Here is a 26,692-nt window from a genome sequence, read left to right as displayed (position 1 = left end):
TGACCTTGTGCCACAAAAAACAGCCAACTACGCTGACGGCATGTTGCGAACCGTGAGCGTGGTGGTGATCGACGGCATCGCACCGTTCGAATTCGGTGTGGTGTGCGAGGTGTTCGGCATCGACCGGACCGAGGACGGGGTGCCCGCGTTCGACTTCAGAGTGTGTGGCGAGCGGCCCGGTGAGCCCTTGGCGATGGGTGTCGGCGCGCAGCTGATCCCCGAATACGGGCTCGAAGCCCTGCGCGACGCCGACCTGGTGGCAGTGCCGGCGGCGCGGATCCGCGACGAGTATCCGCCCGAGGTGCTGCGCGCGCTGGCCGATGCCCACGAGCGCGGCGCCACCATGCTGTCGGTGTGCTCAGGGGTGTTCCTGCTCGGTGCCGCAGGGCTCTTGGAAGGGCGGCGGTGCACCTCGCACTGGCGGTACGCCGCGCAGGTCGCCGAGCGCTTCCCCGGCGCCAGGATCGACCCCGACGTGCTCTTCGTGGACGAGGGCGACATCATCACCAGCGCCGGGACCGCTGCCGGGATCGATACGTGCCTGCACCTGATCCGCCGGGAGTTCGGGTCGGCGGCGGCCACCGCGATCGCGCGCCGCATGGTCGTCGCGCCGCAGCGGGAGGGCGGTCAGCGGCAGTTCGTCGCGGCGCCGGTGCCCGAGCAGACCGCCGACAGCCTGCAACCGTTGCTGGCCTGGATGCTCGACCACCTCGACGCCGACCACACCGTGCCCTCCCTGGCCGAGCGCACCCGCGTCTCCGAGCGCACCTTCGCCCGCCGCTTCGTCGCCGAGACCGGCACCACCCCGCACCGCTGGCTGTCCACCCAGCGCGTCCTGCACGCCCGCTCGCTGCTGGAGCAGACCGACCTGGGCATCGAGCACATCGCCAGGGTCTGCGGCTTCGGCACGGCGGCGCTGCTGCGGCACCACTTCCGGCAGGTCGTCGGCGTCACTCCCGCCGACTACCGCCGCGCCTTCTCACACGCGGAGTCCGGACAGCCCAGCGCGTCAGGCCGCTGACTCGCCGCGGAACACCTCGGCGTTGCGCGCGCACCAGTCGGCGAAGCTCTTCGGCTTGCGCCCGAGCAGCTTCTCGACGGTGTCGGTGCGGAATCCCTGCGTGTCGGCGCGCATCAGCGCGAACCCCTCGGTGATGGCTGCAGCCAGAGCGGGGGGCGCTCCGTGGGGGAAGCGCGCCTGGACGGCTTCGGCTGGCGTCGCGGCTTCGCGGACGTCGATGGCCAGTCCGGTCGCCGCGGCGAGGATCCGGACGTGCTCGGCGACGGTCATGGGCTCATCTCCCGTGGGGACGTAGCTGTTCCCCTCGTGGCCGTCCTCGGTGAGGACGAGGGCTGCGACGGCGGCGATGTCCGCCGGGTCGATCGCGGCGTAGCGGCCGGGACCGGTCGGGTCGAGGACGTAGCCGCCGGCGCGGATGGTGGGCAGCCAGTCGAAGGCGTTGGACATGAAGCCGCCGGGGCGCAGGAAGGTGGCCGGGATGCCGGAGTCGCGGACGATCTGCTCGCGCTCGTGGTGCCAGCGGCCCATGGCGGGCATGGGATCGCCCAGGACGTTGAACGACGACAGGTGCACGATGCGCCGCACCCCGGCGTCCCGGGCGGCTGCGACGGCGTGCGCCGTGTGCTCGGTGCCGATGCCCGGTGTGAGCAGGAACAGCTTGTCGACGCCGGCGAACGCCGGGGTCAGCGTCGCCGGGTCGCTCAGGTCGCCGACGGCGAGTTCGGGCTGTTCGGCGTGGCTGGCATGGTCAGCGCGTTTGCCGTGGTCGGCGGCTCCGAGCAGTCCGGCGGCGCGAGCCGGGTCGCGCACCAGGATGCGGAAGTCCACGCCCTTCTCCGCGAGCTCGCGAACGAGCTCACGGCCGATGTTTCCGGTGGCTCCGGTGACCAGGATCATCAAGGCTCCCTCAAGTCGTTTGCCGTCTAACGATCGGAAACGCTAGCCGGTTAACGATCGGCCGTCAAAGCCAGGTCGCGCGGTTAGGATCGGGCATGCCCGAATTCCTGGACCTGCACAGCAAGACCTCCAAGGCGCTCCGGGGCGTGGTCGAGACGGCGATGCGCCGCCACGGGCTGTACGCGGGCCAGGACCTCGTCCTGGCGCTGCTCTGGGAGCGTGACGGCCGCACCCCCGGCGAACTCGCGACCGCGCTGCACGTGACCACACCGACCGTGGTCAAAGCCGCCAACCGCATGACCGCCGCCGGTCTGCTCACCCGCCGCCGCGACGAGCGCGACAACCGCCTCGTGGGCCTGTGGCTCACCGACGCCGGCCGCGCCCTGCAGGAGCCGATCGAGGCCGAGCGGCGGGACATCGAGGAGAAAGTCACCGCGGGCCTCACCGAGGCCGAACGGGACCAGTTGATCAGTGCCCTGACTCGGGTTCAGCGTTCTGCCGCCGATCTGCTGCGTCCGCCTGTCGCCGACGCCGACGAGGCCGCCGAAGGCGACGAATCCGGCCTCGATTAGCAGCTTCCGGCGCGCGCAATGCCCTGCGCGATACCGCACTGACGTGGCGGTATCTGCCGGACCGATGGGAGCCATCGCCACGACGCCCTAGTGGACTGTGGACGCATTGCTTGTCCAGTCATTAGTTTCTGTGTTGTCGGAACCGCCGAGGATACGGAATCGCGAGATGACTGACATAGCTCTGAATCGTCCGGAAAGGGAGTCGCGACCGCGGCTCGCCCCTGTTCCGGCACGCCTTTCAGAATGGCGGCCGGCCGCTCGCGAAGCCCTGCGTGACACGGTACCGATCGCGATGGGATATGTGCCGCTGGGTGCCACCTACGGCCTGGTCTTGGTGAACGCCGGACTGGCCTGGTACTGGGCGACGCTGTCCAGTCTCGTGATTTTCGCCGGCGCCATGCAGTTCCTGTCGGTGGCCTTGTTGGCCTCCGGTGCGCCATTGGCGGAAGTCGCCACGACCGCACTATTGGTCAATCTCCGCCACATCTTCTACGGACTCTCATTTCCATTAAGGAGGATCGAAGGACCCCTACGAAAACTCTACGGAGTGTTCGCCCTGACCGACGAGACCTACTCCGTCGTGACGGCACACTCGGGCGAGGAACTGTCGGGCCGGCGAATACATCTCATCCAGGTGTTCAGCCACCTGTGGTGGGTGCTGGGCAGCACCCTCGGCGCAGCCGCGTCGACGGCACTGCCAGGACAGGTGCACGGGATCGAGTTCGCCCTCACCGCCTTGTTCGTCGTGCTGGCGATGGAGCAGCTCTACAAGGGCGGAAACGCCAGGTCCGCGGGCTACGGCGCAGTCGCCGCGGTCGTGGCCTGGCTCAGCGCCCCAGGGCAGTTCCTGTCGGTAGCCCTCGGCATCCTGCTCGCCGCCGCGATCGGCCAGTGGTGGCTGACCTCGCGCAGACCGTCGGACCGTGCCGCCGATCAGGCAGCCTCGACCCAAGGCGGAGGGCACTGAGATGAACGCCCACCTCCTGGCCTCGATCGCCGTGATCTCGGCCGTGACGATCGCCTTGCGAGCCACCGGATTCCTCGTCCTGACCCGCTTCACCGACACCCCGGTGCTCCGCGTGCTCGGCACCCTGATGCCACCCGGCGTCATGGCCGTCCTCGTGGTCTACAGCATCAGCTCCGTCGACTTCTCCCAAGCGTCCCACGCCGCGCCGGTGGTGCTCGGTATCGGGGCGACCGCCGCGATCCACCACTGGAGGCGCAACCCGTTTCTCAGCATCCTGGCCGGCACGGCTGCCTACGTCGTCTTGCTCAGGCTGCTGGGTTCGTGACCCGAGCGGGGTCACACCGCACCACCGAAATCGCACTATCGCACCATCACTGCACCATCACTGCAAAACCCATCGCACCATCCATCGCAGGACCCAACCCAGAAGGAGAACCACCATGACCGAGAACACCGCCGTCACCGAGGTCGAGGTCGAGATCTACGTCGACGAGGCCACCTCCGACACCGCCGCCCCCTGCGACGTCTGTCGCTGGTAAGCCCGTCGCAGCGCTATCCATCTGCCGGTTCGTTCGGGTCGCGGGCAGTGTGGCCCGCACTCCGAACGAACCGGCAGGACCCTTTCGCCCTTCACGCTATTCACGCCCTTTCTGCGCTTCCCGCTTCTCCCACCACCTCCCACCTGTCGATCGAGGGGAACGACCATGACTTCCACAGCCGGCGACCTCCGCCTCGTCGAGGGCGCGGACGCCATCTGGGCCATCGCCCGGGGCGAGAAGCGGGCCCGCCTGCCGAAGACCGCCCTGGACGCGGCCGGCACACTGCTTCCCGCCGTCAGCGCCCGCCTGGAGGGCGCCGGCTTCTTCCGCGCCGCCGAGACCAAGCCCTACGCCGTGACCGTCCTGCCGGCCACCGCCTGCAACCTCGGCTGCGGCTACTGCTACCAGAACCTGGAACAGGCGCAGGACGGCTCGCCGCGACCGCCGCGCATCCCCAGCTTCAACCTGCGCGGCAAGCAGATCGAACGGGTCGTGGACTTCGTCGGCCGGCAGATGGCCGAACACGGACACCAGAGCTCGACGCTCCTGATCTTCGGCGGCGAGCCGCTGCTGAACCCCAACGGCTGCGTGGACCTGCTGACCGCCTTCCGCCGCGTCAACCTCGTCCACGCCGACATGGTGACCAACGGAACCCTGCTGACCGGCCCGCTCGCCGCGCGCCTGGAGGAGGCGGGCCTGCGCTCGCTGCAGATCACCTACGACGGCGGCCAGGAGGCGCACGACACGATCCGCGTCGCCCGCACCGGCGCCGGCACGTTCGACACCATCAACGCCAACGTCCGCGAGGCGATCGCCGCCACCGACCTGCACTGGTCCGTCCGCGTCAACGTTTCCCACAAGAACGCGCACACCCTGGTCCCCCTCGTCGAGGAACTCGCCACCATCTACCCGCCGGACCGCACCGACGTCTACTTCAGCCCGGTGCACGACTACGGCGTGGGCTTCAGCAACGAACTCGAGTACTCCGAGGAACTCGCAGCGCGCTTCATCGAGGCCGGACAGGTCCTGCTCCGCACGGGCTTCTCCCTGAAGTACCAGGCGATGGGGGAGGACTGCGCCTACTGCGGCGTGGTCGGCGGCAAGACCGGCGCCGTCATCAACGCCGACGGCCGCCTCTACAGCTGCTGGACCACGACCGGCCAGGACGGCTGGCAGGTCGGCAACATCCACAGCGGCTTCAAGCCCGACACCGACATCGCCGACCGCTGGGTGAGCTGCGAGTCGGACATCAAGTCCGAGGGGTCGCTGGAACAGCGGCGGCGCTTTCACGATGTGGTGGACTACGCACTGCTGGAGGCCGAGCGGGCTCGGCGGTTGGGGACGGGTTCGGCGCCGGTGTCTGCTTCTGCTTCGGCGTCGGCGTCTGCGCCGGCCGGTGCGCGCGAGCTGGTCGCCGCACCATGACCGCGCTGCTGGCCGTGGCCTCACACAGTCGCCTTGAGGACGTCGTCGACGACCTTCTGGATTATGTCGGCGGCGAGGTGTCGCCGGCGCTGGAGATCGGACCGGGACCGGACGGCCGGATGACGCGGCTGCTGGCGCAGCGCGGGATTCGCCTCACGTGCCTGGAACCCGATGAGCGCTGGGCGGCCGCGTTGGATGCTCGAATCCACGAACACGCCTTTATCAATATCCTGAATCTCCGCCTCGAAGACTGGGAACCGCCAGCCGCTGCTGCTTCCCGTTTCGACCTCATCTACGCCGGCCAGTCCTGGCATCTCGTGGAGCCCGGACTCCGCTTGCAGCGTGCTCGGCAGATTCTGCGTCCCGGCGGCGTTCTCGCCGTTTCGTGGAAGCGCGTGGCCAACCTCGACGATCCGCTGCGCTTGGCTCTCGTCCAGATGCATCGGCAGCACGGCTTGGGTCGGCTCGCCGCGCTCACCCTCGACGATCCCGACCGTCCGGGACGCGACGTCGCGGCACGTACCGAACTGCGCGCGGCGGCGGACTTCACCGACCATGCGGTACTCGGCCATCACACCTCGGTCGTGCTCACGAAGCTTGAATATCTGGCGCGGCTGGACGCGATGCCCGCGTATCAAGCCATCCCCGCGAGGGCACGGACCGCGCTGGCAGCCGGTCTCGAGTCGGTCTTCGACCTCTTCCGTGCTGACCTGGTCCTCGACTACATCGACGAGTTCTTCCTGGCCCGGTATGCCGGTCGGCGCGGCGGGGAGTGAGGCGGCATGTCAGACGCCTCCGCCGTGTCCGCCGATCCGGATTGGCTGCGTTCCAAACCGGGCCTTAAGTGGGCCACAGCTGCCCCCGACGTGTTGCCTGCCTGGGTAGCCGAGATGGATTTCGCGGTACCTCCGCCGGTCCGCCAAGTCCTGACTGACTTCGCTGCTATCGGGGATCTGGGCTATCCGGCGTGGATGGAAGGCTCTGGCACACCGCTTCGCGAAGCCTTCCGCGACCGGATGACCGCGCGCTACGACTGGTCGCCGGATCCCGCGCATGTCCGCGAGTTCACCGATCTCAACCAGGCACTCCAGGCAGTCCTGCACGTAGCGACCGAGCCCGGCGACGCCGTGGCGATGCATGTGCCTGGCTACCCGACGTTTCTGCGCGCCGTGCCGAAGATGGGCCGACGGCTGATACCGGTGCCGCTGCACCGTGACGAGGACGGCTGGAGCTCTGACGCCGACTGCCTGGACGCCGCAGTAACAGCCTCCGGCGCGCGCACGCTCATCCTCGTCAACCCGAACAACCCGGTTGGCAGGGTTCTCACTCGCTCCGAGCTCTCGGCCATCGCCACAGTCGCTGAGGCCCGCGATCTACTGGTGATCTCCGACGAAATTCACGCCGATCTGACCTACGCACCAGCCGTGCACATCCCCTTCGCCTCCTTATCCGCCGACGCGCAGGCTCGGACGGTCACCATGACGTCGGCGAGCAAGGCGTTCAACATCGCAGGAGCCTGTTGCGCCGTGGCGTACGTCGGGTCCGAGCGGGTTCGCGACGGCCTGGATCGGCTTCCGCCGGATCTGCTGGGACGGCTTGGTGCGGTAGGCGTGGCGGCGACTCTCGCGGCGTGGCGTGAGGGCGATCCGTGGCTGGCCGCCGTGCTCGAGACATTGTCAGCGAACCGCGATGTGCTCGGTGCTGCGTTGCCCAAGGACATCGGCTACGTCCCACCGGAGGCGACCTGCCTGGCGTGGCTGGACTGCCGGAGCTTGGGCCTGTCGGACCCAGCTGACTTCTTCCTCCGGAAGGCAGGAGTGGATCTTATCTCAGGGTCCTCCTTCGGCACCTTCGGAGAGGGCTTTGTCCGGCTCAACTTCGGCACAACGCCCGCGATCCTCACCGAGATCTGCGCACGGATGACCGAGGCCGTCACGAGCTTGGGACAACGCCCATGCGAACCCTGATTCCCGAGCTCAATATCCGCGATCACCACGGCCTCGCCCCACTAACGCGTGATCCTGACACTCTCAGCGTGTGGCGCGAACTGCGCTCCCGTCTGGACGGCGAACTTCACCTCCCGGGCGACCCTGGATATCACCGCGCCCGGCAGGTCTTCTTCGCCCGCTACGACGATGTGCTGCCGTCCGCGGTGGTGCGCTGCCGGACGCCGCATGACGTGGTGCAGGCGGTCGGGGCGGCTACGCGTGCCGGGCTGCCGGCGGTGGCGCGCGCCGGCGGGCACAGCCTGGCTGGCTTTTCGGTCGGTCCGGGCGTCGTCATCGACGTCTCACCCATGAACCGCGTGGACTTCACCGCCGACGGGATCGTCCGTGTCGGCGCCGGGACCCGTGCCGGTCGGCTGAACCGCTTCCTGACCGCCGCCGGCCGGATGCTGCCGGTCGGGACCGACACGCGGGTCGGCGTCGCCGGACTGACGCTCGGCGGCGGCCTCGGCATGGCCGGCCGGCGCTTCGGCTTCACCTGCGATCACCTGGTCGCCGCCGACGTCGTGCTCGCCGACGGCCGCTGGGTGACCTGCGACCGCGAGCGCCACCCCGACCTGTTCTGGGCTCTGCGCGGCGGCGGCAGCTTCGGCGTGGTCACGTCGCTGTCGTTCGCGGTGCGTCCCGCAATGGCGCTGTCCGCCTTCCGCCTCCGGTGGCCCTTCTCCGCCGCCGAAGCCGTGATCAACGCCTGGCAGCAATGGATCCGCGACCTGCCAACGGAGTTCATGACCTTCCTTGCACTCCGCGACGAGGGCGAACCAATCCTCGAGCTCTACGGCAGCGCCCTGGCCACCGAGCCGGACGCCGCTATGCGAACCGTCGCGCCCCTCGCCGCAGCCATCGGTCTGCATCCAACCATCGAAGCCCTGTGGCCAATGTCCTTCCGCGACTCAATCGCCTTCTGGGACGGCACACGCGACCGCCACGGCTGGCGCGCCACCAAATCAGAGTGCTTCACCAAGCCCATCCCAGCCGACGCCCTAGTCGCACAATTCACCCACGCCCGCCACCCAGCCCAAAACCGCAGCGTAGAGCTCATCCAACTCGGCGGCGCATACAACGCACTCCCCGCCCAAGCCTCCGCCTACGCCCACCGCACCCAATCCTTCACCATCAAGCACTCAGTCGAAGTCCCCACCCAAGCCCCACCCACCGAAAAGACCTCCGCCCAAAACTGGCTGAACCACTCCTGGGCATCAGTCCGCCCCCACGGCACCCGCACCGTCTACCCAAACTTCACAGACCCCGACCTCCCCTCCTGGCCCACCGAATACCACGGCGCAAACTACCCAAAGCTGCAACACATCAAGGCGCACTACGACCCCACAAACCTGTTCGCCGCCCCCCAATCGATCCGACTCCCCAACCCACCCCGGCCTCCGCAATGACCACCACCACCCCCACCCCCGCGCCGATCGACGTGTCCCGGGTGACTCCGACCCCGAACGCACCGGCACTCGCGCCGATTGACCTGGCACCACCGATCCCCACCGCGTCAGCACCCGCACCCGCGCTCGCACCGGTCGACCTGCCGCGACCGATCCCCACCGCGCCAGCACCCATCGATCTTTCCCAACCGGTCTTCGGCGCCGCAGCCAGCTTCCCGTCGTCTCTCGACCCAGCCCGCGCTCTGGCCGAAGCGGCACCGGCCCTCGCCGCCCACCTGTCCGACTTCCACCGCCACCCCGCCGGCCTGCCAGATCTGCGCGCCGCGGTCGCCGAGCGGTACACCCGCCGCGGTGTGCCGACCACGCCAGACCACATCGTCGTCACCAGCAGTCCTCAAGCCGCGCTGGCCCTCGCAATCGGCCTGTTCTGCGCACCCGAGGACCGCGTTCTGGTCGAGAACCCGACACACCCCGACACGCTCGCCGTGCTCCGCTCCTGCGCAGTCCGACCGGTCCCCATCCCACTCGGCGGCAACGGCATCACCCCAGCAGACCTCCCCGGCAGGTTCGTCCACACCGCCGCGCGCCTGGCCCACTTCAGCGCCGGCTACCAGAACCCGACCGGCCACCTGCCCTCCGCTGAGGTCCGACTGGCCGCAGCCGAGTCGGCACGTCGCTCGGGAACCTGGCTCATCGCCGACGAGACCGCGATCGAGCCAGTCCTCGACGGCGTCGCCCCCGAGCCCTTCACCCTCGGCGTCCCACGAGCCGCGGCCGAGCGCATCGTCACCATCGGCGCACCCTCCCAGACCCACGGCCTCGCCCTACGCGTCGGCTGGCTCCGCGCGACACCCCGCACCGCCGCCGCCCTCGCACGCCACCAAGCCGACGCCGGCCTCGGCGCATCAGCACTCGACCAAATACTCACCACCAATCTGCTGCACCAAGCCGACGCCGACCTCCCCGCACACCGCGCACAGCTACGCGAACGGCGCGCAGCCCTGGAATCCGCCCTGACCCGCCTCGCCCCCGAATGGTCGTGGCGCCACCCCGCCGGCGGCCTCACGCTCTGGGTAGACCTCGGCCGCCCCGCAGCCGCAGCACTGACCACTCACGCCGCCAACGCCGGAGTCCACATCACCCCCGGATCGCGCTTCACCCTCGACCCAGGGGCCCACGACCACCACATCCCGCTCCCATTCACACTCCCCGCGCCAGCCCTCACCGAAGCCGCATGCCGCCTAGCCACCGCCTGGCACCAGACCCTCTCCACACCCCGGAGCCCCGACCGCCACATGTGGACGGTCTGAACTCCCGCGATCCGGCATGCCGCCGCCCAGATTTGCACCACCGCAGGATCCTGCTTCGCCATCGCCGAGTGCGCCGCACCCGATCGCCCCGCACGGATCACCTGAACTCGCGTGCGCCGCACCACCGCAGAACTCTGTTTCGCCGCCACCTCACGGCGCCATCGCCTCGCACCGCACCCGATCGCCTGTGCGGATGGTGGTCTGAACCCTCGCGCCCGGCACCACCGAGGACCCTGCTTCGCCGCCGCATGGAATCGCCGCCAAGCGCCGCACCCGATCGCTGAACTCTCGTGCTCCGCGCCACCGCAGGATCCTGCCTCGCCACCACCTCACGGCATAATCGCCTCGCGCCGCACCCGATCACCCCGCGCGGACCGCCCGAACTCCCGTGCCCCGCAACCCATCGCAGAACCCTGCTCCACCGCTGCCCCGGCCACCCACCCGCGCCCCACCCACCCCCGCGTAAGCGAAACGTGACCCGCGAATGAACCTCCTCGCGCACGCGCGCCGCATTGCGCCGGCGGTAGCGTCCATCTCGGCGCGGCGGCTCTGTGGGCGGCCGGGTCTTCGCCGGAAGCCAGCTTCTGCTTCAGCTGGCGGAGCTAACGAGGTGGATCTGTGGAGTTCCAACAACTGGTGACTTTTCAGCGGGTGGCTACCGTTCTGAGCTTCACCCGTGCCGCCGCCGACTTGAACTACGCGCAGTCCAGTGTCACGAACCAGATCAGGAATCTGGAGGCGTCGCTGCAGACCGAGCTCTTCGACCGGTTGGGGAGCAAGATCCAGCTGACGGATGCCGGCCAGCGGTTGCTGCTGCACGCTGAGCGGCTGCTGGCGCTCGCTGATGAGGCGCGGGCTGACGTCGCGGGACCGGCCGAGCCGTCCGGGACGCTCACCATCGGCACGATGGAGAGCATCACGTCCTACCGGCTGCCGCCGCTGCTGGAGCTGTTCCACTACCGCTACCCCGCGGTGCATCTGGCGCTGCGGCCGAGCCTTTGCGCCGACACCTGCCGGGCCCTGCGCCAGGGGACCTTCGACGTCGGCTTCCTCATGGAGCCCGACACCGGGCACGCCGGGCTGGATTCGGTCGTGCTGTCCAAAGAGCGCCTTGTGCTGGTCGCCGCGCCCTCCTTCCCCCTGGCATCCGCGCCCACGGTCACGATCGAGGCGCTGCGCAAGGTCCCGGTCCTCGCGACCGAATCAGGGTGCTCCTATCGCGACCTGTTCGAGATCGAGCTGACCGCCGAGCAGCTCACGCCCGCCTCGTTCCTGGAGTTCGGCACGATCGAGGCCATCAAGCGCGGCGTGATCGCCGGCCTCGGCGTCAGTCTGCTGCCGGAGATCACGGTTGCGGACGAGATCGCCTCCGGTTCGCTGACCGTCCTGCCCTGGACGCCGCCCTTCGAGGTGGTCATCCAGCTGGCGTGGCGGCGCGGCAAGCGGCTGTCGCGGGAGCTGCAGCTGTTCATCGATCAGACGATCCGCCTGGTGCGCGAGGAATCCCCGGCGTCCTGAGCACCAAAAACGCCCGCGGGCGCCGCCCCCATCCGGGGTGGCGCCCAAGGGCGTTGACTGGCTGTATCAGTACTCAGTGATGCACCCGGCGGTTCCCCTCCGTCGCGCGGTACCGGATGGTCCACTGGCTCCGCCGCACGTAAGTCCGCTGCAGCCAGCGGTCCTCACCGTCGTACCGAGCCGTGAACTGCGACCGAGCGTGCAGCCCCTTGCGGTTGTTGATCAGCAGCGCCTGCCCCGGCCGCAGGAACACCTGGTGCGACACCTCGCGGCACGCCGCCTGCAGCCGGTCCAGCACCGTCTGCGCCCCCGAGGTCATCGCACGCACCCCGTTCGCGGAGACCGCTATCTCCGGGAACTCCTGCGGCCCGCTGAGGATCGGCACCGGATCGGACAGCACCTCGCCGCCGCCGGCGACGTCGCGCACGTAGCTCCCCGGCGCGTTCAAGCGGAACAGCGGGCTGCGCAGGATCTCCAGCGCCTGGTCGTCCAGCGCCGCGACGATGTCCCGCGCGTCGGCGTAGTACGTCGCCGCGATGCCCTCGTGGTCGGCGCGCAGGCAGCTCAGCACCAGGAAGTCGGGGTTGCTGACGTCGTAGCGGCCGATGGAGTCGTGCACGATGTCGTTGTGGAAGTTCAGGAAGACCGTCGAACCCTGATTCGTCTGCGTCTTCGCGCCGCCGGGGACCGGCACCACGTCGTGCACCAGCTGACCCTGCTTTTCCGTCAGGAAGCCCACCGGCTCGCCCAGCAGTCCGGACAGGCCCAGCAGCACGCCCTCGGCCACGTAGCTCGGCTTGCCGACGCTCGGCCCGCCGTCGCCGGGGGTCGGCGGCACGACGGCATCGACCGGCAGGTTGCGCACGTACCCGACGCCGGGGGTGTCCGAGTGGCGGCCGAAGTCCAGGATCTGCTGCAGCACCTCGACCGGCAGCGTGGCGAAGATCTGGTGGAAGCGGGCCATCGCCCAGTCGATCCGCGCCGTGGGTTCGGGCATCGCGGCCAGCTGCGTGCCCATCGCATCGCGGGCGGCGTCGGGGATCACGATGTCGGCCAGCGTCGCGGGGTTGGCGATCCGGGAGGCGGTCAGAACGGTCATGGTGAAACTCCTATGCGAGATGAAAGTTGTTTGTGTGGAACGGTGTGCAGGGTCTTGTAGAGAAGTACTCCGGGTTCGAATTCTCAGACAGTCAGCAGCTCCGGCGTCCGCGCGTACAGCGCGTCGTGAATCCGCTGCGCCACCTCGACCGCCTCGGCCACATCGGCGACGATCGTGGTGATGACCTGGCTCCCGGACACCTCGGCGACCGGAATCCCCGCCGGGTGGTACGGCGGCAGCGCGTGGCGCTGGCCGAACCCCTCCAGGTCCAGGTAGCCGTTGGTCAGCGCGACGTGCGCGCCGGTCTCCAGCCGCACCGAGTCCAGTCCTTGGGCGTGGAACGTGCTGTGCGCGATGTCCGCCGCGCCGGCGTCCTCGAACTCCAGGACCACCGACTTCTTGTTCACCACCACCGCCGAGGCCGCGGAGCCGTGGGCGCCGATCGTCGTCCCGCTCGGGAAGGGAGCCTTGTTGAGCCGGCAGACGATGGTGATGCCGTGCTGCTTGGCCAGCCGCACCGCGTGCCGGTGCAGGACCTTCGCGCCGTGCAGCGACATCAGGGCCGCGCTGTCGTAGGAGATCTCCGACAGCAGCCGGGTCCCGGTGACCGCGTTGGGGTCGCAGCTGTAGACGCCGTCGACGTCGGAGTGGATCTCGACCTCGGAGACCCCGAGCGTCGCGGCCACGATCAGCGCCGACAGGTCCGAGCTGTTCTTGCCCAGCCAGGTCGGGCGTCCGGTGGCGTCCACGGCCTGGCCGCCGGGGATCACCACGACGTCGTGCTCGGCCAGCGCGGCGGTCAGCGGCGCGGGGTCCGCCGTCTGCAGCCGGGCCCACATGAACGTGCTGTCGGTGGTGAAGCCCAGCTCGTGGCCGGCCAGCACCGTGGCCCGCAGGCCCGCCTCGTGCAGCGCTGCGGCGAGCAGGTGCGCGCTGATCGTGTCGGCCAGCGTGAGCAGGCCCGCCGTGCTGGCGTCCGCCGGGTGCGGGTTGACCCCGGTCAGCCGCTCCCGCAGCGATTCGGTCTCGCCCGGCATGGCGCTGACGACGACGGCCAGCCGGCGGTTCTCGGCCTGCACCCGCTGGGCCAGGGCGACGGCGATGTCCTGATACGCCGCCAGGGTGGCGAAGCTGGATCCGCCGAACTTCAGTACTGCTGTGGTAGGCGTCCCGTCCTGGGACACAGTGGGCTGATTCACACCACACCTCGATCGGTCAGTGCCTCGGCGATCTGCAGGGCGTTCAGGGCGGCGCCTATGCGGACGTTGTCGGCGACGATCCACAGCCAGAAGCCGCGGGGGTTGTGCGGCGCGACGCGGATCCGGCCGACGTGGACGTGGTTCGGGTCGCCGGCGGTGCGCGGCGTGGGGAAGGCGCCGTGGGCGTCCTTGTCGTGCACCGTCACCTCGGGCAGCTCGGTCAGCAGCCGCACCAGCTCCTCGCGGTCGACCACGTTCTGGCACTCGATCCAGGCGGCCTCGGAGTGGCTGTTGATCACGGGCACCCGGACGCACGTGGTGGTGACGTCCAGATGCGGCAGGCCCAGGATCTTGCGCGATTCCTGGAGCATCTTCTGCTCCTCGAAGGTGAACCCGCTCTCCAGCATCCGGTCGATGCTCGGGATCACGTTGAACGACAGCGAGGGGTGGAACCGCTCGGAGGGACCGGGGTCGTCAGGGTCCTGCAACGTGGCGCGGGTGGCCTCGTGCAGCTCCGTGATGCCGCCGTTGCCCTGGCCGGAAGCCGCCTGGTAGGTGCTCACGACCGCCTGCCGGATGCCCCAGCGCCGCTCCACCGTCTGCAGCAGCCGCACCAGCGGGATGGTCGAGCAGTTCGGGTTGGCGATGATGCCGCTGACCGGTCGCTTGTCCAGCTCGTGGGCGTTGACCTGCGGGACCACCAGGGGAGTGTCCGGGTCCATCCGGAAGGCGCTGGTGTTGTCGATGACCAGGGCGCCCTGCTCGACGGCGGCCGGCGCGTACTTCTCGCTGATCGAGCCGCCGGCGGAGAAGAAGGCCAGGTCCACGTTCGAGAAGTCGAAGCCTTCCAGGTCCTCGACCACGTACTCGCGGCCTTCGACGGTCAGGGTCCGGCCGGCCGACCGCGCCGAGGCCACCAGGTGGACCTCGCGGTAGCGGAAGCCGCGGTCCTCGATCAGCCCGGCCAGGGTGGTCCCGACCACGCCGGTCGCGCCGACGATGGCGATGCGGGGAGCTGTGGGATCGGTGACGAGAGTCATCGGGTGCCTCCGGTGGAAGTAGCCGGGACCAGCTGGGCGGTCTTGGTTTCGGGGACGGACGGGGTCTGCTCGGCGGGGGTCCGGCGGCGCGGCGGGCCGAAACGCCAGCCGAGGTTCACGCCCAGGCTCGCCGTGACGATCAGCGGGATGCCCAGCGCCTGGACCACCGAGACGTGGTGGCCGAAGACCAGCCAGTCCATGACCATCGCCATCGCCGGGTAGATGAAGGCCAGCACCGCGATCTTCGGGGTGGGCAGCTTCTGGTAGGCGGAGTACATCAGCACGTACATCACGCCGGTGTGGATCAGGCCGATGCCGACCAGCCAGCCCCAGCGGGCGCCGAGGTCCGCGGTCTGCCCGACGGCGGCGAAGGGCAGCAGCAGCGGGATGCCCAGCAGGACCTGGACCAGGGCGATCAGGTGCGGACGGACGCCGGAGACGCGCTTGGTGATGACCGTGGACAGGGCGTAGAAGACCGCGGCGAGCAGCGCCTGCCCCAGCCCGACCAGATAGGTGCTGTCCCCGCTGAGGTCGGAGGCACTCACCCCGGCGACCAGGATCAGCCCGGTGAAGGCCACGACCAGCCATCCGACCTTGCTGGCGGTGAGCTTGTCCCGGAAGAGCACGGCGCCCAGCAGGACGACGTAGAACGGCTGCGTGTGGTAGACGACCGTGGCCACCGAGATCGAGGTCTTGGTGTAGGAGGAGAACAGCAGCACCCAGTTGAAGACGATGAACACGCCGCCGAGCGCCGTCAGGCCCAGCTTCTTGGCGGTGAACCCGTGGTTCTTGAAGTAGCCGCGGGCCAGGCAGTACGAACCCAGCGCGATCGCCCCGAAGACGCAGCGGAAGAACACGACGTTGAACGGCGAGGCACCGGACTCCACGACGAAGACGCCGATCGTGCCGGACAGGATCATCGCGAAGGTGAGCTCGAAGGCTCCCTTCCTTTCCAACTCGGCGGGAGGTGCGGTGGGCTGTGACATGGGAAGCTCCTTGTGGTGGGTCTTGTTCTGAGGTCTGTGTTTGTTGTGAGGTCTGTTTCGTTCTTCGGTGGTTCGTTGATTCAGGCCACTGAGTCAGACGTCTGAGTCAGTGCAGCGGCATGGGGTAGTGCAGCCCGCCCTCCGTCCACAGCGCGTTCAACCCGCGCGGGACGTCCAGACCGGACGCCGGTCCGAGGTTGCGGGCGTAGACGTCGCCGTAGGTACCGACCGCGTCGAGCACCCGGGCCGCCCAGTTCTCGTCGAGGCCGAGCGCCGGACCGTGCCGGCCCGCGTCGCGCGCCGCCTCGGCGGGGTCCTCGGCGTGTTCGGCGGCGATGAGGAACTGCAGCACCCAGCGGCACAACCGGAACCACTCGGCGTCGTCGTCGCGGACGGCCATGGCCATCGGCTCGCGGGAGATCGTGGTGTCCAGGATCCGGTGCTCGCCCGGGTCGTCCAGCGCGGCACGTTCGCCGGCCAGCGCGACGCAGTCCAGCACATAGGCGGCGCAGTCCCCGGAGGCGTAACCGGCCAGGGCGTCGGCCGGGGTCGGGTAGGCGATCGGCGTCACCGCCAGGCCGCGCGAGCCGAACCACGCCGCGAGGTTCGCCGCGCTGGTGGTACCGGCCTGCGTCGCCACCTGGCGCCCGGCCAACTGCGCCGGGTCGGTGATGCCGTCGGACGCCCGGACCAGGAAGCCCTCGCCGTCGTAACACGTCACTCCGGCGAACAGCACGCCTGCCGTCTCACGGCCCAGCGTCCAGGTCAGGTTCGAGACCACCAGGTCCGCCTCGCCGGCGACCAGCCGGTCCAGCCGCGCCGCGGGCTCGGTGGACAGCCAGCTGACCGCCTCCCCGTCACCGATCGCCGCGGCGGCGACCGCTCGCGCCATGTCGGTGTCCAGGCCGCGCCAGACGCCGGCGGCGTCAGGGCTGGACAGTCCGCGGATGCCGCGGCTGACCACGGCGCGGACGGTCCCGGTGGCGCGGGCGGCGGCCAGCGTGGAGCCGGCGCTGGTGCTGCTGCTGGTGCTTGGGCCGGCGCTGATGCCGGCAAGCGTCGCGGTACTCATCGCAGTCCCTTGAGGTGGCCGCCGACCAGCTGCTCGCGGTCGAAGCGGCGCTCGTTGTAGCCGAGCATGTCGATCAGGCCGAAGGCGGAGGTCTTCGACGTGCGCTCGCCGCCGACCAACGCCCGCAGCGGCATCGCGCCCGGGTCGGACCAGCGCAGCCGGCCGCGCGAGTCGATGTCGGCGCGCGAGCGGTTGGCGTTGTCGACGTGCAGGCAGTAGGGGACGTCCAGATGGCCGCGGGCGAACGCGGTCACCAGCGCCGAGCCGACGGTGTCGCCGTACTCCAGGGTGGTGTCGATGAGCATGCGGGCTTCCTCGTAGATTCCGGTGTCGGAGAAGGGCGCCGGCGCTCCGCCGAACTTCCCCGCCTCGTCCTCGGCGACGGCGGCTGAGAACTCCAGCGCGTCGACGTTCTCTGCGATGGTCGGGATCCGGTGCGCCTCGGCGGGCGTCTTGACGATCAGCCGCTCGGTGCCGCTGCGGACCGCGAGCCGGACGCTGTCTTCCAGAATCCGGAACGCACCCACCGCGGTCCGCGGGAAGACGCCCATATAGGTGTAGAGAACGACGTGCCAGTCCATGCCGCCGAGCCGTTCGCCGGCCAGCCGGCGCAACGCGGCGAGGGCTTCCAGGTCCTGCTCGGGGTGCGTCTGCTGCGCGTAGCTGACCGAGATGCTCTGCAAGCCGTGCTCGCGGAAGAACATCCCCTCCAGCACGCTCAGCGCGATCAGCAGGCTCGGCGGGCACATCTGGCCGAGCATGCAGCCGCCGAAGCTCTCCAGGTGCATCGGCTCGGGACGGTCGGCCAGCAGCCGGCAGCACTCGGCCCACGCCGCGACCGCTCGGGCCAGCGGGACGCGGCTGTAAGGCAGGCAGTAGGAGACCGGACCGCCTTCGGTGGCATCCGCCCCGACCTCCACCAGAGCCTGGAAGAGCTCGTAGGGCAGCGCGGACCCGTGCCGGAACTGGACCGGGAACTGCTCGCCGGACACTCCGGCCAGCAGGCGCCGGGTCTGCTCGGCGCCGTGGGCGACGACCGGGAATCCGTTGAGGTCGCTGCCGGCGGCCAGCGCGCGCCGGGCCGACTCGTGGTCGTTGACCCGCGTGTAGCTGTCCACGGTGATCGTGCCGATCGCCGTCGCGTGGCTGTCGCGGACCGCGTCCAGACCGGCGCGCATCTGGGCGATCTCACCGAATCCCATGCGCGGCTGGACGACGAGCCGTCCCTGCTGCCGCGCTTGGCTGACGAACCGTGAGAAGCGACCCCGGGGCTGCGCGGTCTGGGAAGCGGCAGTGGTCTGAGAAGAGGTGGTGCTCTGCGGGGTGACAGTGGTCTGCGGCGCTCGGGCCGCGATCGTCGGCGCGCTCATGCCGGGCTCCCGGCGGCGACGAGCTCGTGGGACACCAGGTCCGCGGCGGTCGGCACGGAGGCGGCGAGCACCGCGGTGCGCGGCTTGCTCCGGATGGAGCCGAGAAAGCTCTCGAAGGCGGCGAGTCCGGTGCTGGACTCGAAGGCGGCGTCGAATCCGTTCGCGACGAGTTCGGCGCTGTATTTGGCATTCTCGGCGCCCTTGACGCCGAGCTTTCCGCCGATCACGACTTTCATGTCGGCCAGTTCCGGAACCGCCCGGAGCTTGCGGATGAGGCGCAGTCCGTCGATGTGTCCGTGGCCGTTCACCGTGCTCACCACGACGACGTCGGGCCGGCTGCGCAGACATTCATCGATGATCACCTCGTCCGGTACACAGATGCCGAGGTTGGTCACATCACCATCCCGTTCTTCGAGAAGAAGCTGCAGGAAGACCAGATTCCACATGTGTGCGTCGGACGAGACGCTCGTGACAAGAAATCTCTTTCGGTAGGACACGCTAATGTCGGTCACTTCGGCTCCATATCCTTGGAATACCTGCACCACGAAAGTTAGAAGCCGGAACCCCATACGGTCCACGGTCCAGCAGGGCTTCGTGGCGATGACGCCCATCGGTGCGGCAGATACCCGCAGGTCATCGGTACCGCCGTCAAGATCGTGAAGCGGAGACGATCATGCCCCTGAGGGCTTGCGCGCTGTTTTCAGCACGCTGCGACGCCGCGTAAGCGCCACGCGCAGCCGAGCCGCGCGCGGTACCCGCAGTGTGTCCCGGCGGATGCGTTTGTCGCGGACGTAGCCGGTGCTCAGGGCGCCGTAGCGTCATTTCAAAGCGGCCGACTGTCTCCTGCCGAAGGATCCCGATGAGCCTGCCCGACGTGTTCGATCCCGACATCCTCGCCCTGCCGCTGTACGACGACGCCCACCGCGCCCTCGCCGGCGACATCGGGCGCTGGTGCGCCGGGCGGGCCGAGGCGTGGGCGACTCTGGACGCCGCCGAGCCGGCCGCCTCCGGGCGTGCCCTGCTCGCCGACCTCGGCGGCGCGGGCTGGCTGCGCCACCTCGACCCCGCCGAGCCCGCCTCCGATCTCAGGGCTCTGTGTCTGCGGCGGCAGGCGCTGGCGTATCACGAGGACCTGGCCGACTTCGCCTATTCGATCCAGGAACTCACCGCCGCCGCCATTACCCGCTATGGGAACGAGACGCAGCAACGCTGCTACCTTCCCGGTCTTGCCACCGGGACGACCGCCGGCGCGCTGGCTCTCTCCGAGCCCGGCGCCGGCTCCGATCTGGCAGCCGTGGCGCTCGAAGCGGTTGCCGACGGCGACGGGTTCGTCCTCAACGGCACCAAGACGTGGATCGCCCAGGGCGACATCGCAGATGTCTGCGTCGTCCTGGCACGCACCGGGGACGGACCCGGACCGCTGGGTCTGACCGCCTTCCTCGTCGAGAGCAGCGTGCCCGGTTTCAAAGCCGAGCCGATCGGCGCGATCGCTCCGCGCTCGTGGGCGCAGCTGGACTTCACCGACGTCCGCGTGGGCGGCGAGGCGGTGCTCGGCGAGCGCGGCCAGGGCTTCGTGGTTGCGTTGGACATCCTCGAACGCGCACGGGCGACCGTGGCCGCCGCCGCGATCGGCTTTGCCAGGCGGGCTTTCCGGCTCGCTCTGGAGCACGCGCGCACGCGCAAGGTCTACGGCGGACGGCTTGCAGACCTGCAGCTGGTGAAGTCCTCGCTGGCGCGGATGGACGTCAAGCTCTCCGCCGCCTCACTGCTGACCGCCCGCGCCGCGTGGGCGATCGACGGCGATCTGGACCACGCCAAGCACTCCTCGATCGCCAAGCTCCACAGCACCGAGGCCGCCGGCGAGATCGTCGACGGCGCCGTCCAGATCTTCGGCGCCGCCGGCCTCGTCGCGGGCAGCACCGTGGAGCGCCTGTACCGCCAGATCCGTTCCCTGCGGATCTATGAGGGAGCCTCCGAGGTGATCGAGATGACGATCGCCGACGCGCTCTAGAACTCTCCGAACTCCCTGAAAGTCCGAGCTCGCACGTTCGTTGAAAGGAGTTGACGTGGGACCTGTACCGAAGTCAGTGCCGAAGTCAATGACGGCTTCCGGTTCCACCGAGCAGACGCCTCACCTTCGGCTCGCCGGCATCGGCGCGGGCCCGGCCAACCTGGCCCTGGCCGCCCTGCTGCACGGCGACCGCGGGCAGCCGAACCTCTTCTTCGACCGCAAGCCGTCCTTCACCTGGCACGACGACCAGCTCATCACCGGCGCCACGCTGCAGGTCTCGATCTTCAAGGACCTGGTCAGCCTGTCCGACCCGACCAACCGGTTCTCGTTCATGTCCTACCTGCACGAGCACGGCCGGATGTACCACTTCCTGAACGCGCAGTTCGCCGCGGTACCGCGCACCGAGTTCCGCAACTACCTGGCGTGGGCGGCGCAGACCAACGAGAACGTGGTCTTCTCCGAGAGCGTGCAGCACGTGGAGTTCGTCAACGACGTCTTCCGGGTCACCACCGACCGCCGCCAGGTCACCGCCGACAACATCGCGGTGGGCGTCGGGACCGTGCCCTGGGTTCCCGATCTGGCCGTCCCGCACCTGGGCACCGGCCACTTCCACGTCAGCCAGTTCCTGCGGTACGCCGGCCAGCTCGCGGGCAAGCGCGTCGCGGTGGTCGGCGGCGGCCAGTCCGGCGCCGAGGCGTTCCTGGACCTGATCTCCCGCTCCCCGGGCGACCGCCCGGCGTGCGTCTCCTGGGTCTCCCGGCGCCGCAACTACTTCCCGATCGACGACTCGACGTTCACCAACGACTTCTACATGCCGGAGTACTCCGACTACTTCTACCGGCTCTCCGAGGAGAAGCGCGCCGAGCTGAACTCCGCACACCTGCTCAGCTCCGACGGCATCTCCGAGTCGACCCTGCGCGCGATCTACCAAGGGCTGTACCGGCTGCAGTTCGTCGAGCACGACGAGCACCGCTTCGGACTCCTGCCGAACCGGACCGTCGTGGCCGCCGACCGCACGTCGAACGGCATCTTCGAACTGATGCTGCGCCACAACGACGAGTCCGGGCAGAGCCAGATCCTCCCGGTGGACGCCGTGGTCTGGGCGACGGGCTTCCGTCCGGCGCCCAAGACGTTCCTGGAGCCGCTGCTGAGCCACATCGAGACCGCGAACGGCGAGGTCCGCGTCGACGAGGACTTCGCGGTCACCTGGGACGGACCGCCGGACCGGAACATCTTCATGCAGAACGCGGTGCGCGGCCAGCGCGGTCTGCCGGACGTGAACCTGAGCCTGAACGCCTGGCGCGCCCAGCGGATCGCCGACCGGCTGCGCGGCAACAACTCCCCGGAGATGGCGATGTCGTTCATCGACTGGTCGGCCAAGAGCGGGCGGGGCTGACCATGGCGACGGGCACATCATCAGATGCAGACGCGGACGCACAGCCCGACACCGTCGATCTCGCGATCGTCGGCGGGGGAGTCATCGGCGCCCTCATCGCGTATGAGGCGATCGCCGCCGACCCCGACCTGTCCGTCGTGATCCTGGAGCGCGGACTGGTCGGCCAAGGCGCGTCGTCGCGCTCGGCCGGCGTCCACTTCCCGCGCGGCGCGACCGCGCGGGTCAGGGCCCTGACCGAGCACTCGCACCTGGCCTGGCAGCAGCTGGCCGGCGAGCACGGCCTGCCGATCCGGGAAGTGGACGCGACGGTCGTCTCCGCCGGCGACCCCTTCGCGATCTCCACCACGTATCTGCGCCTCGGCGTCCAGAGCACTCCGGCCGACCTGCCCGCCGGCTGGTCGGCGCCGCCGGACGCGCGCAGCTGGCCGCTCTACGGATGTCAGCACGCTGACGTCCAGCAGGTCGCCGCGCGCATCATCGCCGGACTGCGCGGCCGGGTGCGGGTCCTGGAAGGAACCGAGGTCACCGAGCTGTCCTCGGGCAGCACGCATCGGCTGACGCTGAGCCAGGGTCAGCAGATCCACGCCGACCGGGTCGTCCTCGCGCCCGGGCCGTGGATCGGCCATCCCGCCTGGGCCGACCTGCTCGCCCCGCTCGGCTTGCGGGTCAAGAAGATCGTCGCTGCGCACATCGAATCCACGCCCGCGCCCGGCGACCCGATGACCGTCCTGCACGACGAGGACGCCTTCCTGCTGCCGCTCCCCGAACGCGGTCACTTCCTGTTCAGCTACACCTGCGACCGCTGGGACGTCAGTCCCGACGACGCCGGTCTGGTCCTGGAACCGTCAGACCTCGACGACGCCCGCGCCGTCCTGGGCCGGTACGCGCCCCACCTGGCGGCTTCGTGCACCTCGGGCCGTGTCTTCTGCGACGCCTACAGCCCGCACCGCGAGCCGGTCGTCGCCGAGCTGCGGCCCGGCCTGGTCTTCGCCGGAGCCGCCGGCGGTTCCGGCTACCGCCTGGCGCCCGCCATCGCCGCCGAGACCGTCGCCGCGCTGGACCTCGCCCCGACCCGAGTTCTCTCCGAGCCACTGCAGAGGCAGGCATGATCCTCAACACCTACAACGAATCCGAGCTGTTCGCAGCCTTCGGCATCGAGATGTCCGCCGTCGAGGGCATCGGCGTCGGTGCCGGCTGGGGACGGATCGCGCCCGGGTCGGCCACGGTCAGCCACGGACACGACGAGACCGAGTTCTTCGTCATCGTCGCCGGCGTCGGGGAGCTGGCCCTGGACGGCCGGGCGCACGCGGTCCAGCCCGGCACCGTGGTCCTGTGCGAGCCGTTCGAGGCGCACACCATCACCAACATCGGTGACAGCGACCTGATCTTCTTCACGCAGTACTGGCGCGACTCGGCGCGGGCCCGCTCCTCGGCGCTCTCGCGCGTCCGGCCGAACCTCACCGAGCGCCCGCAGTTCGTGTTCTCCACTCCTCCCACGCCCAACGGCGACCTCCACCTCGGCCACCTGTCCGGTCCGTATCTGGGTGCTGACGTCTACGTCCGCTACCAGCGCCTGCTCGGCAACCGTGCCTGGCACCTCACCGGCAGCGACGACTACCAGAGCTACGTCACGGCCGTGGCCGCGAAGGACGGCGTGACGCCCGCCGAAGCCGCCGCGCACTACAGCGCCGAGATCGCCGCGACGCTGAAGGCGATGGACATCGACGTCGACGAGTACTACGTCACCAGCGTCGCCGAGGGCTATCCCGAAGGACTCCAGGGCTACTTCTCACGGCTGGTCGACTCCGGGCACGTCAGCCCCGCCTCGACGCCCGCGCTCTTCGACGCCGAGACCCACGAGTACCTCTACGAGGTGAACGTCGGCGGCAGCTGCCCGGCGTGCTTCAGCCCGGCCGGCGGCAACATCTGCGAGGAGTGCGGCGAGCCCAACCTCGTCGCAGACCTCGTCGATCCGGTCTCCGGCATCAGCGGCACCGCCCCGAAGCAGGCCGACGCCGAGCGCTACACGCTGCCGCTGCACGAGTTCGCCGACATCGTCGCCGACCACCACCGGCGCGGCCGGGTCCCGATCCGGCTGCGCGAGCTGGCCCAGCGGGTCTTCGCCCACGAGCGGCTCGACCTGCCGGTCTCGCATCCCTCCGGCTGGGGCGTGCAGCCCGCCGAGGACGACCTGGACGGCCAAGTGATCTGGGTCTGGCCGGAGATGAGCTACGGCTTCCTGCACGGCATCGAGCGCCTCGGCGCCGAGCTGGGGGAGCTCTGGTCGAGCCGGGAGCCTTCGCGCGACTGGAAGATCGTCCACTTCTTCGGCTACGACAACAGCTTCTACCACTCGATCCTGTACCCGGTCCTGTACCGGCTGGCCCACCCCGAGTGGAACCCGGACATCGACTACCACGTCAACGAGTTCTACCTGCTGGAGGGCCAGAAGTTCTCGACCAGCCGCCGGCACGCGATCTGGGGCAAGGAGATCCTCAACCCCGGCACGGTCGACGCGGTCCGCTACTACCTGTCCAGCACGCGTCCCGAGGGCGAGCGCACCGACTTCCGGCGCGCCGAGTTCGACCGCGCGTGCGCCGAGACCCTCGTCGGCGGCTGGGAGCAATGGCTGCACGATCTGGGCGCCCGCCTGGACGCCGGCTTCGGCGGCACCGTCCCCGATGCCGGGACCTGGACCAGCGAGCAGACCGCCTTCCTGGCCCGGCTCTCGCTGCGGCTGGACGAGATCACCGCCGCGCTCAACCCCGAGGGCTTCTCGCTGCGGTCCGCCGCGCAGGTGCTCGACGCCATCGTCGGCGACGCGCGCGCCTTCTCCCGTCAGCAGTCCGCGCTGGCCGGGATCGACCGCTGGAACTCCGAGGCGCGCACCGCGATCGCGCTGGAGCTGGCCGCGGCGCGGCTGCTGGCCGCCGCCTCGGCGCCGCTGATGCCGCGCTTCTCGGCGAAGCTCGCCGCCGCGCTCGGCATCCCGGCGATCACCAGCTGGCCGGACGCCGCGGACCTGGTCGAGCCGGGCAGTCGCAATACCCTGTCGGACACCCGCTTCTTCGGCGTGGACGGCAGCAATGGCTGACTCGATCATCAACCGCATCGTCGCCGACCGGCCCGCCGGCGAGGGCACGCTCACCGTCACGGGCCTCGGCCACCGCACCACGTTGCCGCTGGCCGAGTTCCACGACCGGGCCCGGACCGTTGCGGGGGTGCTGCGCAGCCGCGGGATCGGCGCCGGCGACCGCGTGGGCATCCTGGCGGCCAACCGGCTGGAATGGGCGCTGCTCGACGTCGCGTGCCTCATGATCAAGGCGCAGACCGCGGGGTTCGAGCCCGGCAAGTTCAGTCCCGACGCCGACCTGATCGAGGGTTACGACCTCGACCTGCTCTACACCGACGTCCCGCTGCCCGACGACGCGCCGCGCCAAGTGCTGCCGATCTCGACCATCGCCGGCGACGTCGAGAACGGCGTCGAGCCAGACGCCGCCGACTTCGAGCCGGCGGTATGGAGTCCTACCGACTGCACCACGGTCAAGTTCACTTCCGGCTCTACGGGAATCCCCAAGGGACTCGAAGCCACCGTCGGCAGCATCGACTCCTCCCTGCACGCGGTGCAGAGCCTGTTCGACCACCAGCCGGGCGACAACATCCTCACCTTCCTGCCGCTCTCGCTCCTGCAGCAGCGCTACTGGCTCTACTCGGCGCTGTACTGGGGACACGACATCACCATCACGACCTACCAGTCCGTGTACGCGGTGATGTCGACGATCCGCCCGACGGTCGTCATGGGCGTTCCCGCCTTCTTCGACACCGCCAAGCGGCACTTGGAAGACCGGCTCGCCGACGGCATCGAGCCGGAGAAGGCAGCCCACGAACTCTTCGGCGACCGCGTCCGCTACCTGTGGACGGGATCGGCGCCCGCCGACCCGGCGACGCTCAGGTTCTTCGACGAGATCGGGCTCCCCATCTTCGAGGGCTACGGCCTCAACGAAACCTGTATCACCACCAAGAACCACCCCGGCGCGCACCGCGTCGGCAGCGTCGGCAAGCCGTTGCCCGGCAAGGAGATCCTCATCGACGCCGAGGGTGTGGTCTGCGTCCGCAGCGACCACCCGGTCAACACCGCCTACACCTACGCCGCCGCCGGCGACAGCGCGCGGATGTTCAAGCCCGGCGGCGTGGTCCGCACCGGGGACCTGGGGCGCCTGGACGAAGACGGCTTCCTGTACATCCTCGGGCGCGCCGACGACGTCATCGTCCTGGACAACGCCAAGAAGATCATCGTCCGGCCGATCGAGACCCGCTTCCGCGACACCGGCGCGATCGCCGAATGCGTCCTGTACCACCCGAGCCCGGCCGGACTGGTCGCCGTCGTCTCCCCGCACCCCGGCCCGATCGACACCGCCGCGATCGCCGAGGCGCTCGAGAAGGTCAACGCCGCCTCCGAACGCGACGAGCGCATCTGCCGCGTCATCGTCGCCGCCGAGCCGTTCACGATCGAGAACGGGCTCCTGACCTCCCAGTTCAAGCCGATCCGCGGCCGGATCGCCGACCGCCACCGCGCCCTCATCGACGACCCGAAGGTAGGCATCCATGCCCGCTGACCTCGACACCCTGGCCCGCGAACAGCTGTCCCGGGTCCTGCGTGACCACCCCGACCCCGAGGTCCTCGACCTGAACGAGGACCTGGTGAACACCTACGGGATCACCTCGCTGAACAAGGTCCTGTTCCTGACCTCGCTGTGCAAGGCGGCGGACGTCGGCTTGGACAACTTCACCGAGGACGACCTGGCCGGCATGCGCACCCTGGGCAACGTCGTCGGCGCCCTGGCGCCGCACGCCGCGCAGAAGGGATGACACC

The 26,692-nt window shown here is 69.6% G+C and carries 24 protein-coding genes; 16 read left to right on the top strand and 8 right to left on the bottom strand.

What is annotated here, in order from left to right; all coding sequences use genetic code 11:
- Positions 1-40 precede the first annotated feature (40 nt).
- Entirely contained in the window at positions 41-1,021 is a 981-nt protein-coding gene (locus CACI_RS31405) for a helix-turn-helix domain-containing protein (RefSeq protein ID WP_015794923.1), read from the top strand.
- Here CACI_RS31405 and CACI_RS31400 read toward each other — a convergent pair.
- Positions 1,010-1,918, bottom strand: coding sequence for an NAD(P)H-binding protein (locus tag CACI_RS31400; protein WP_015794922.1), 909 nt, complete (start codon positions 1,916-1,918; stop codon positions 1,010-1,012). The two genes, CACI_RS31405 and CACI_RS31400, sit on opposite strands and share 12 nt — an antisense overlap.
- 95 nt (positions 1,919-2,013) lie before the next feature.
- On the opposite strand from CACI_RS31400, the gene CACI_RS31395 reads away from it, so the two are divergent.
- The 9 genes from CACI_RS31395 (at position 2,014) to CACI_RS31355 (ending at position 11,646) form a co-directional block, all read left to right on the top strand.
- Positions 2,014-2,490, top strand: coding sequence for a MarR family winged helix-turn-helix transcriptional regulator (locus CACI_RS31395; protein WP_015794921.1), 477 nt, complete (start codon positions 2,014-2,016; stop codon positions 2,488-2,490).
- 292 nt (positions 2,491-2,782) lie between these two features.
- Positions 2,783-3,457 carry an AzlC family ABC transporter permease gene (locus CACI_RS31390; RefSeq protein WP_015794920.1) on the top strand — a complete coding sequence of 225 codons (675 nt, stop codon included), beginning with the start codon at positions 2,783-2,785 and terminating at the stop codon, positions 3,455-3,457.
- Position 3,458: 1 nt separating this feature from the next.
- Positions 3,459-3,782: a branched-chain amino acid transporter permease gene (locus CACI_RS31385; RefSeq protein WP_015794919.1), complete on the top strand. Its 324-nt coding sequence runs from the start codon at positions 3,459-3,461 to the stop codon at positions 3,780-3,782.
- A gap of 379 nt (positions 3,783-4,161) precedes the next feature.
- Entirely contained in the window at positions 4,162-5,421 is a 1,260-nt protein-coding gene (locus CACI_RS31380) for a radical SAM protein (RefSeq protein ID WP_015794917.1), read from the top strand.
- Complete coding sequence (locus CACI_RS46295) at positions 5,418-6,197, top strand: class I SAM-dependent methyltransferase (protein WP_015794916.1); 780 nt, start codon at positions 5,418-5,420, stop codon at positions 6,195-6,197. The genes CACI_RS31380 and CACI_RS46295 overlap by 4 nt, the downstream gene beginning before the upstream one ends.
- Positions 6,198-6,203: 6 nt before the next feature.
- Positions 6,204-7,388, top strand: coding sequence for a MalY/PatB family protein (locus tag CACI_RS31370; protein WP_015794915.1), 1,185 nt, complete (start codon positions 6,204-6,206; stop codon positions 7,386-7,388).
- A gap of 68 nt (positions 7,389-7,456) precedes the next feature.
- Entirely contained in the window at positions 7,457-8,818 is a 1,362-nt protein-coding gene (locus CACI_RS31365; RefSeq protein ID WP_041540562.1) for an FAD-binding oxidoreductase, read from the top strand.
- The gene (locus CACI_RS31360; protein WP_015794913.1) at positions 8,815-10,128 is read left to right on the top strand and encodes an aminotransferase-like domain-containing protein; all 1,314 of its coding nucleotides are present in this window, start codon (positions 8,815-8,817) and stop codon (positions 10,126-10,128) included. Before CACI_RS31365 ends, CACI_RS31360 begins: the two co-directional genes overlap by 4 nt.
- A 618-nt stretch (positions 10,129-10,746) precedes the next feature.
- Positions 10,747-11,646 carry a LysR family transcriptional regulator gene (locus CACI_RS31355; protein ID WP_015794912.1) on the top strand — a complete coding sequence of 300 codons (900 nt, stop codon included), beginning with the start codon at positions 10,747-10,749 and terminating at the stop codon, positions 11,644-11,646.
- A 73-nt stretch (positions 11,647-11,719) separates the two neighbouring features.
- On the opposite strand, the gene CACI_RS31350 is transcribed toward CACI_RS31355, so the two are convergent.
- The 7 genes from CACI_RS31350 to CACI_RS31320 all read right to left on the bottom strand — a co-directional run bounded on the left by CACI_RS31350 (position 11,720) and on the right by CACI_RS31320 (position 19,023).
- On the bottom strand, positions 11,720-12,745 hold the full coding sequence (locus CACI_RS31350) for a TauD/TfdA family dioxygenase (protein ID WP_015794911.1): 1,026 nt from the start codon (positions 12,743-12,745) through the stop codon (positions 11,720-11,722).
- Positions 12,746-12,828: 83 nt separating this feature from the next.
- The gene (locus CACI_RS31345; RefSeq protein WP_015794910.1) at positions 12,829-13,944 is read right to left on the bottom strand and encodes an amino acid kinase family protein; all 1,116 of its coding nucleotides are present in this window, start codon (positions 13,942-13,944) and stop codon (positions 12,829-12,831) included.
- The gene (locus tag CACI_RS31340) at positions 13,941-14,984 is read right to left on the bottom strand and encodes an aspartate-semialdehyde dehydrogenase (RefSeq protein WP_015794909.1); all 1,044 of its coding nucleotides are present in this window, start codon (positions 14,982-14,984) and stop codon (positions 13,941-13,943) included. Before CACI_RS31340 ends, CACI_RS31345 begins: the two co-directional genes overlap by 4 nt.
- Positions 14,981-15,970, bottom strand: coding sequence for a DMT family transporter (locus CACI_RS31335; protein WP_015794908.1), 990 nt, complete (start codon positions 15,968-15,970; stop codon positions 14,981-14,983). Before CACI_RS31335 ends, CACI_RS31340 begins: the two co-directional genes overlap by 4 nt.
- Positions 15,971-16,076: 106 nt before the next feature.
- Positions 16,077-17,042, bottom strand: a complete 966-nt coding sequence (locus CACI_RS31330) for a transporter substrate-binding domain-containing protein (RefSeq protein ID WP_015794907.1) — start codon at positions 17,040-17,042, stop codon at positions 16,077-16,079.
- Positions 17,039-18,412, bottom strand: a complete 1,374-nt coding sequence (locus CACI_RS31325; RefSeq protein WP_015794906.1) for a methylaspartate mutase — start codon at positions 18,410-18,412, stop codon at positions 17,039-17,041. The genes CACI_RS31330 and CACI_RS31325 overlap by 4 nt, the downstream gene beginning before the upstream one ends.
- Positions 18,409-19,023: a cobalamin B12-binding domain-containing protein gene (locus CACI_RS31320; RefSeq protein ID WP_015794905.1), complete on the bottom strand. Its 615-nt coding sequence runs from the start codon at positions 19,021-19,023 to the stop codon at positions 18,409-18,411. The genes CACI_RS31325 and CACI_RS31320 overlap by 4 nt, the downstream gene beginning before the upstream one ends.
- 248 nt (positions 19,024-19,271) lie before the next feature.
- Here CACI_RS31320 and CACI_RS31315 point away from each other — a divergent pair, with 248 nt between their 5' ends.
- The 6 genes from CACI_RS31315 to CACI_RS31290 all read left to right on the top strand — a co-directional run bounded on the left by CACI_RS31315 (position 19,272) and on the right by CACI_RS31290 (position 26,688).
- A complete protein-coding gene (locus tag CACI_RS31315) occupies positions 19,272-20,423 on the top strand; it encodes an acyl-CoA dehydrogenase family protein (protein ID WP_015794904.1) in 1,152 nt (383 codons plus the stop codon).
- Between the two features lie 88 nt (positions 20,424-20,511).
- A complete protein-coding gene (locus CACI_RS31310; protein WP_041540560.1) occupies positions 20,512-21,819 on the top strand; it encodes a lysine N(6)-hydroxylase/L-ornithine N(5)-oxygenase family protein in 1,308 nt (435 codons plus the stop codon).
- A gap of 2 nt (positions 21,820-21,821) precedes the next feature.
- Positions 21,822-22,928, top strand: a complete 1,107-nt coding sequence (locus CACI_RS31305; protein WP_015794902.1) for an NAD(P)/FAD-dependent oxidoreductase — start codon at positions 21,822-21,824, stop codon at positions 22,926-22,928.
- Positions 22,925-24,913: a class I tRNA ligase family protein gene (locus tag CACI_RS31300; protein WP_015794901.1), complete on the top strand. Its 1,989-nt coding sequence runs from the start codon at positions 22,925-22,927 to the stop codon at positions 24,911-24,913. Before CACI_RS31305 ends, CACI_RS31300 begins: the two co-directional genes overlap by 4 nt.
- A complete protein-coding gene (locus tag CACI_RS31295; protein ID WP_015794900.1) occupies positions 24,906-26,435 on the top strand; it encodes an AMP-binding protein in 1,530 nt (509 codons plus the stop codon). The genes CACI_RS31300 and CACI_RS31295 overlap by 8 nt, the downstream gene beginning before the upstream one ends.
- The gene (locus CACI_RS31290; RefSeq protein WP_015794899.1) at positions 26,425-26,688 is read left to right on the top strand and encodes a hypothetical protein; all 264 of its coding nucleotides are present in this window, start codon (positions 26,425-26,427) and stop codon (positions 26,686-26,688) included. Before CACI_RS31295 ends, CACI_RS31290 begins: the two co-directional genes overlap by 11 nt.
- Positions 26,689-26,692: the final 4 nt, after the last annotated feature.

The sequence above is a fragment of the Catenulispora acidiphila DSM 44928 genome (assembly GCF_000024025.1).
Lineage (GTDB): Bacteria > Actinomycetota > Actinomycetes > Streptomycetales > Catenulisporaceae > Catenulispora > Catenulispora acidiphila.
This window is presented reverse-complemented; position numbering and strand designations above follow the sequence as displayed.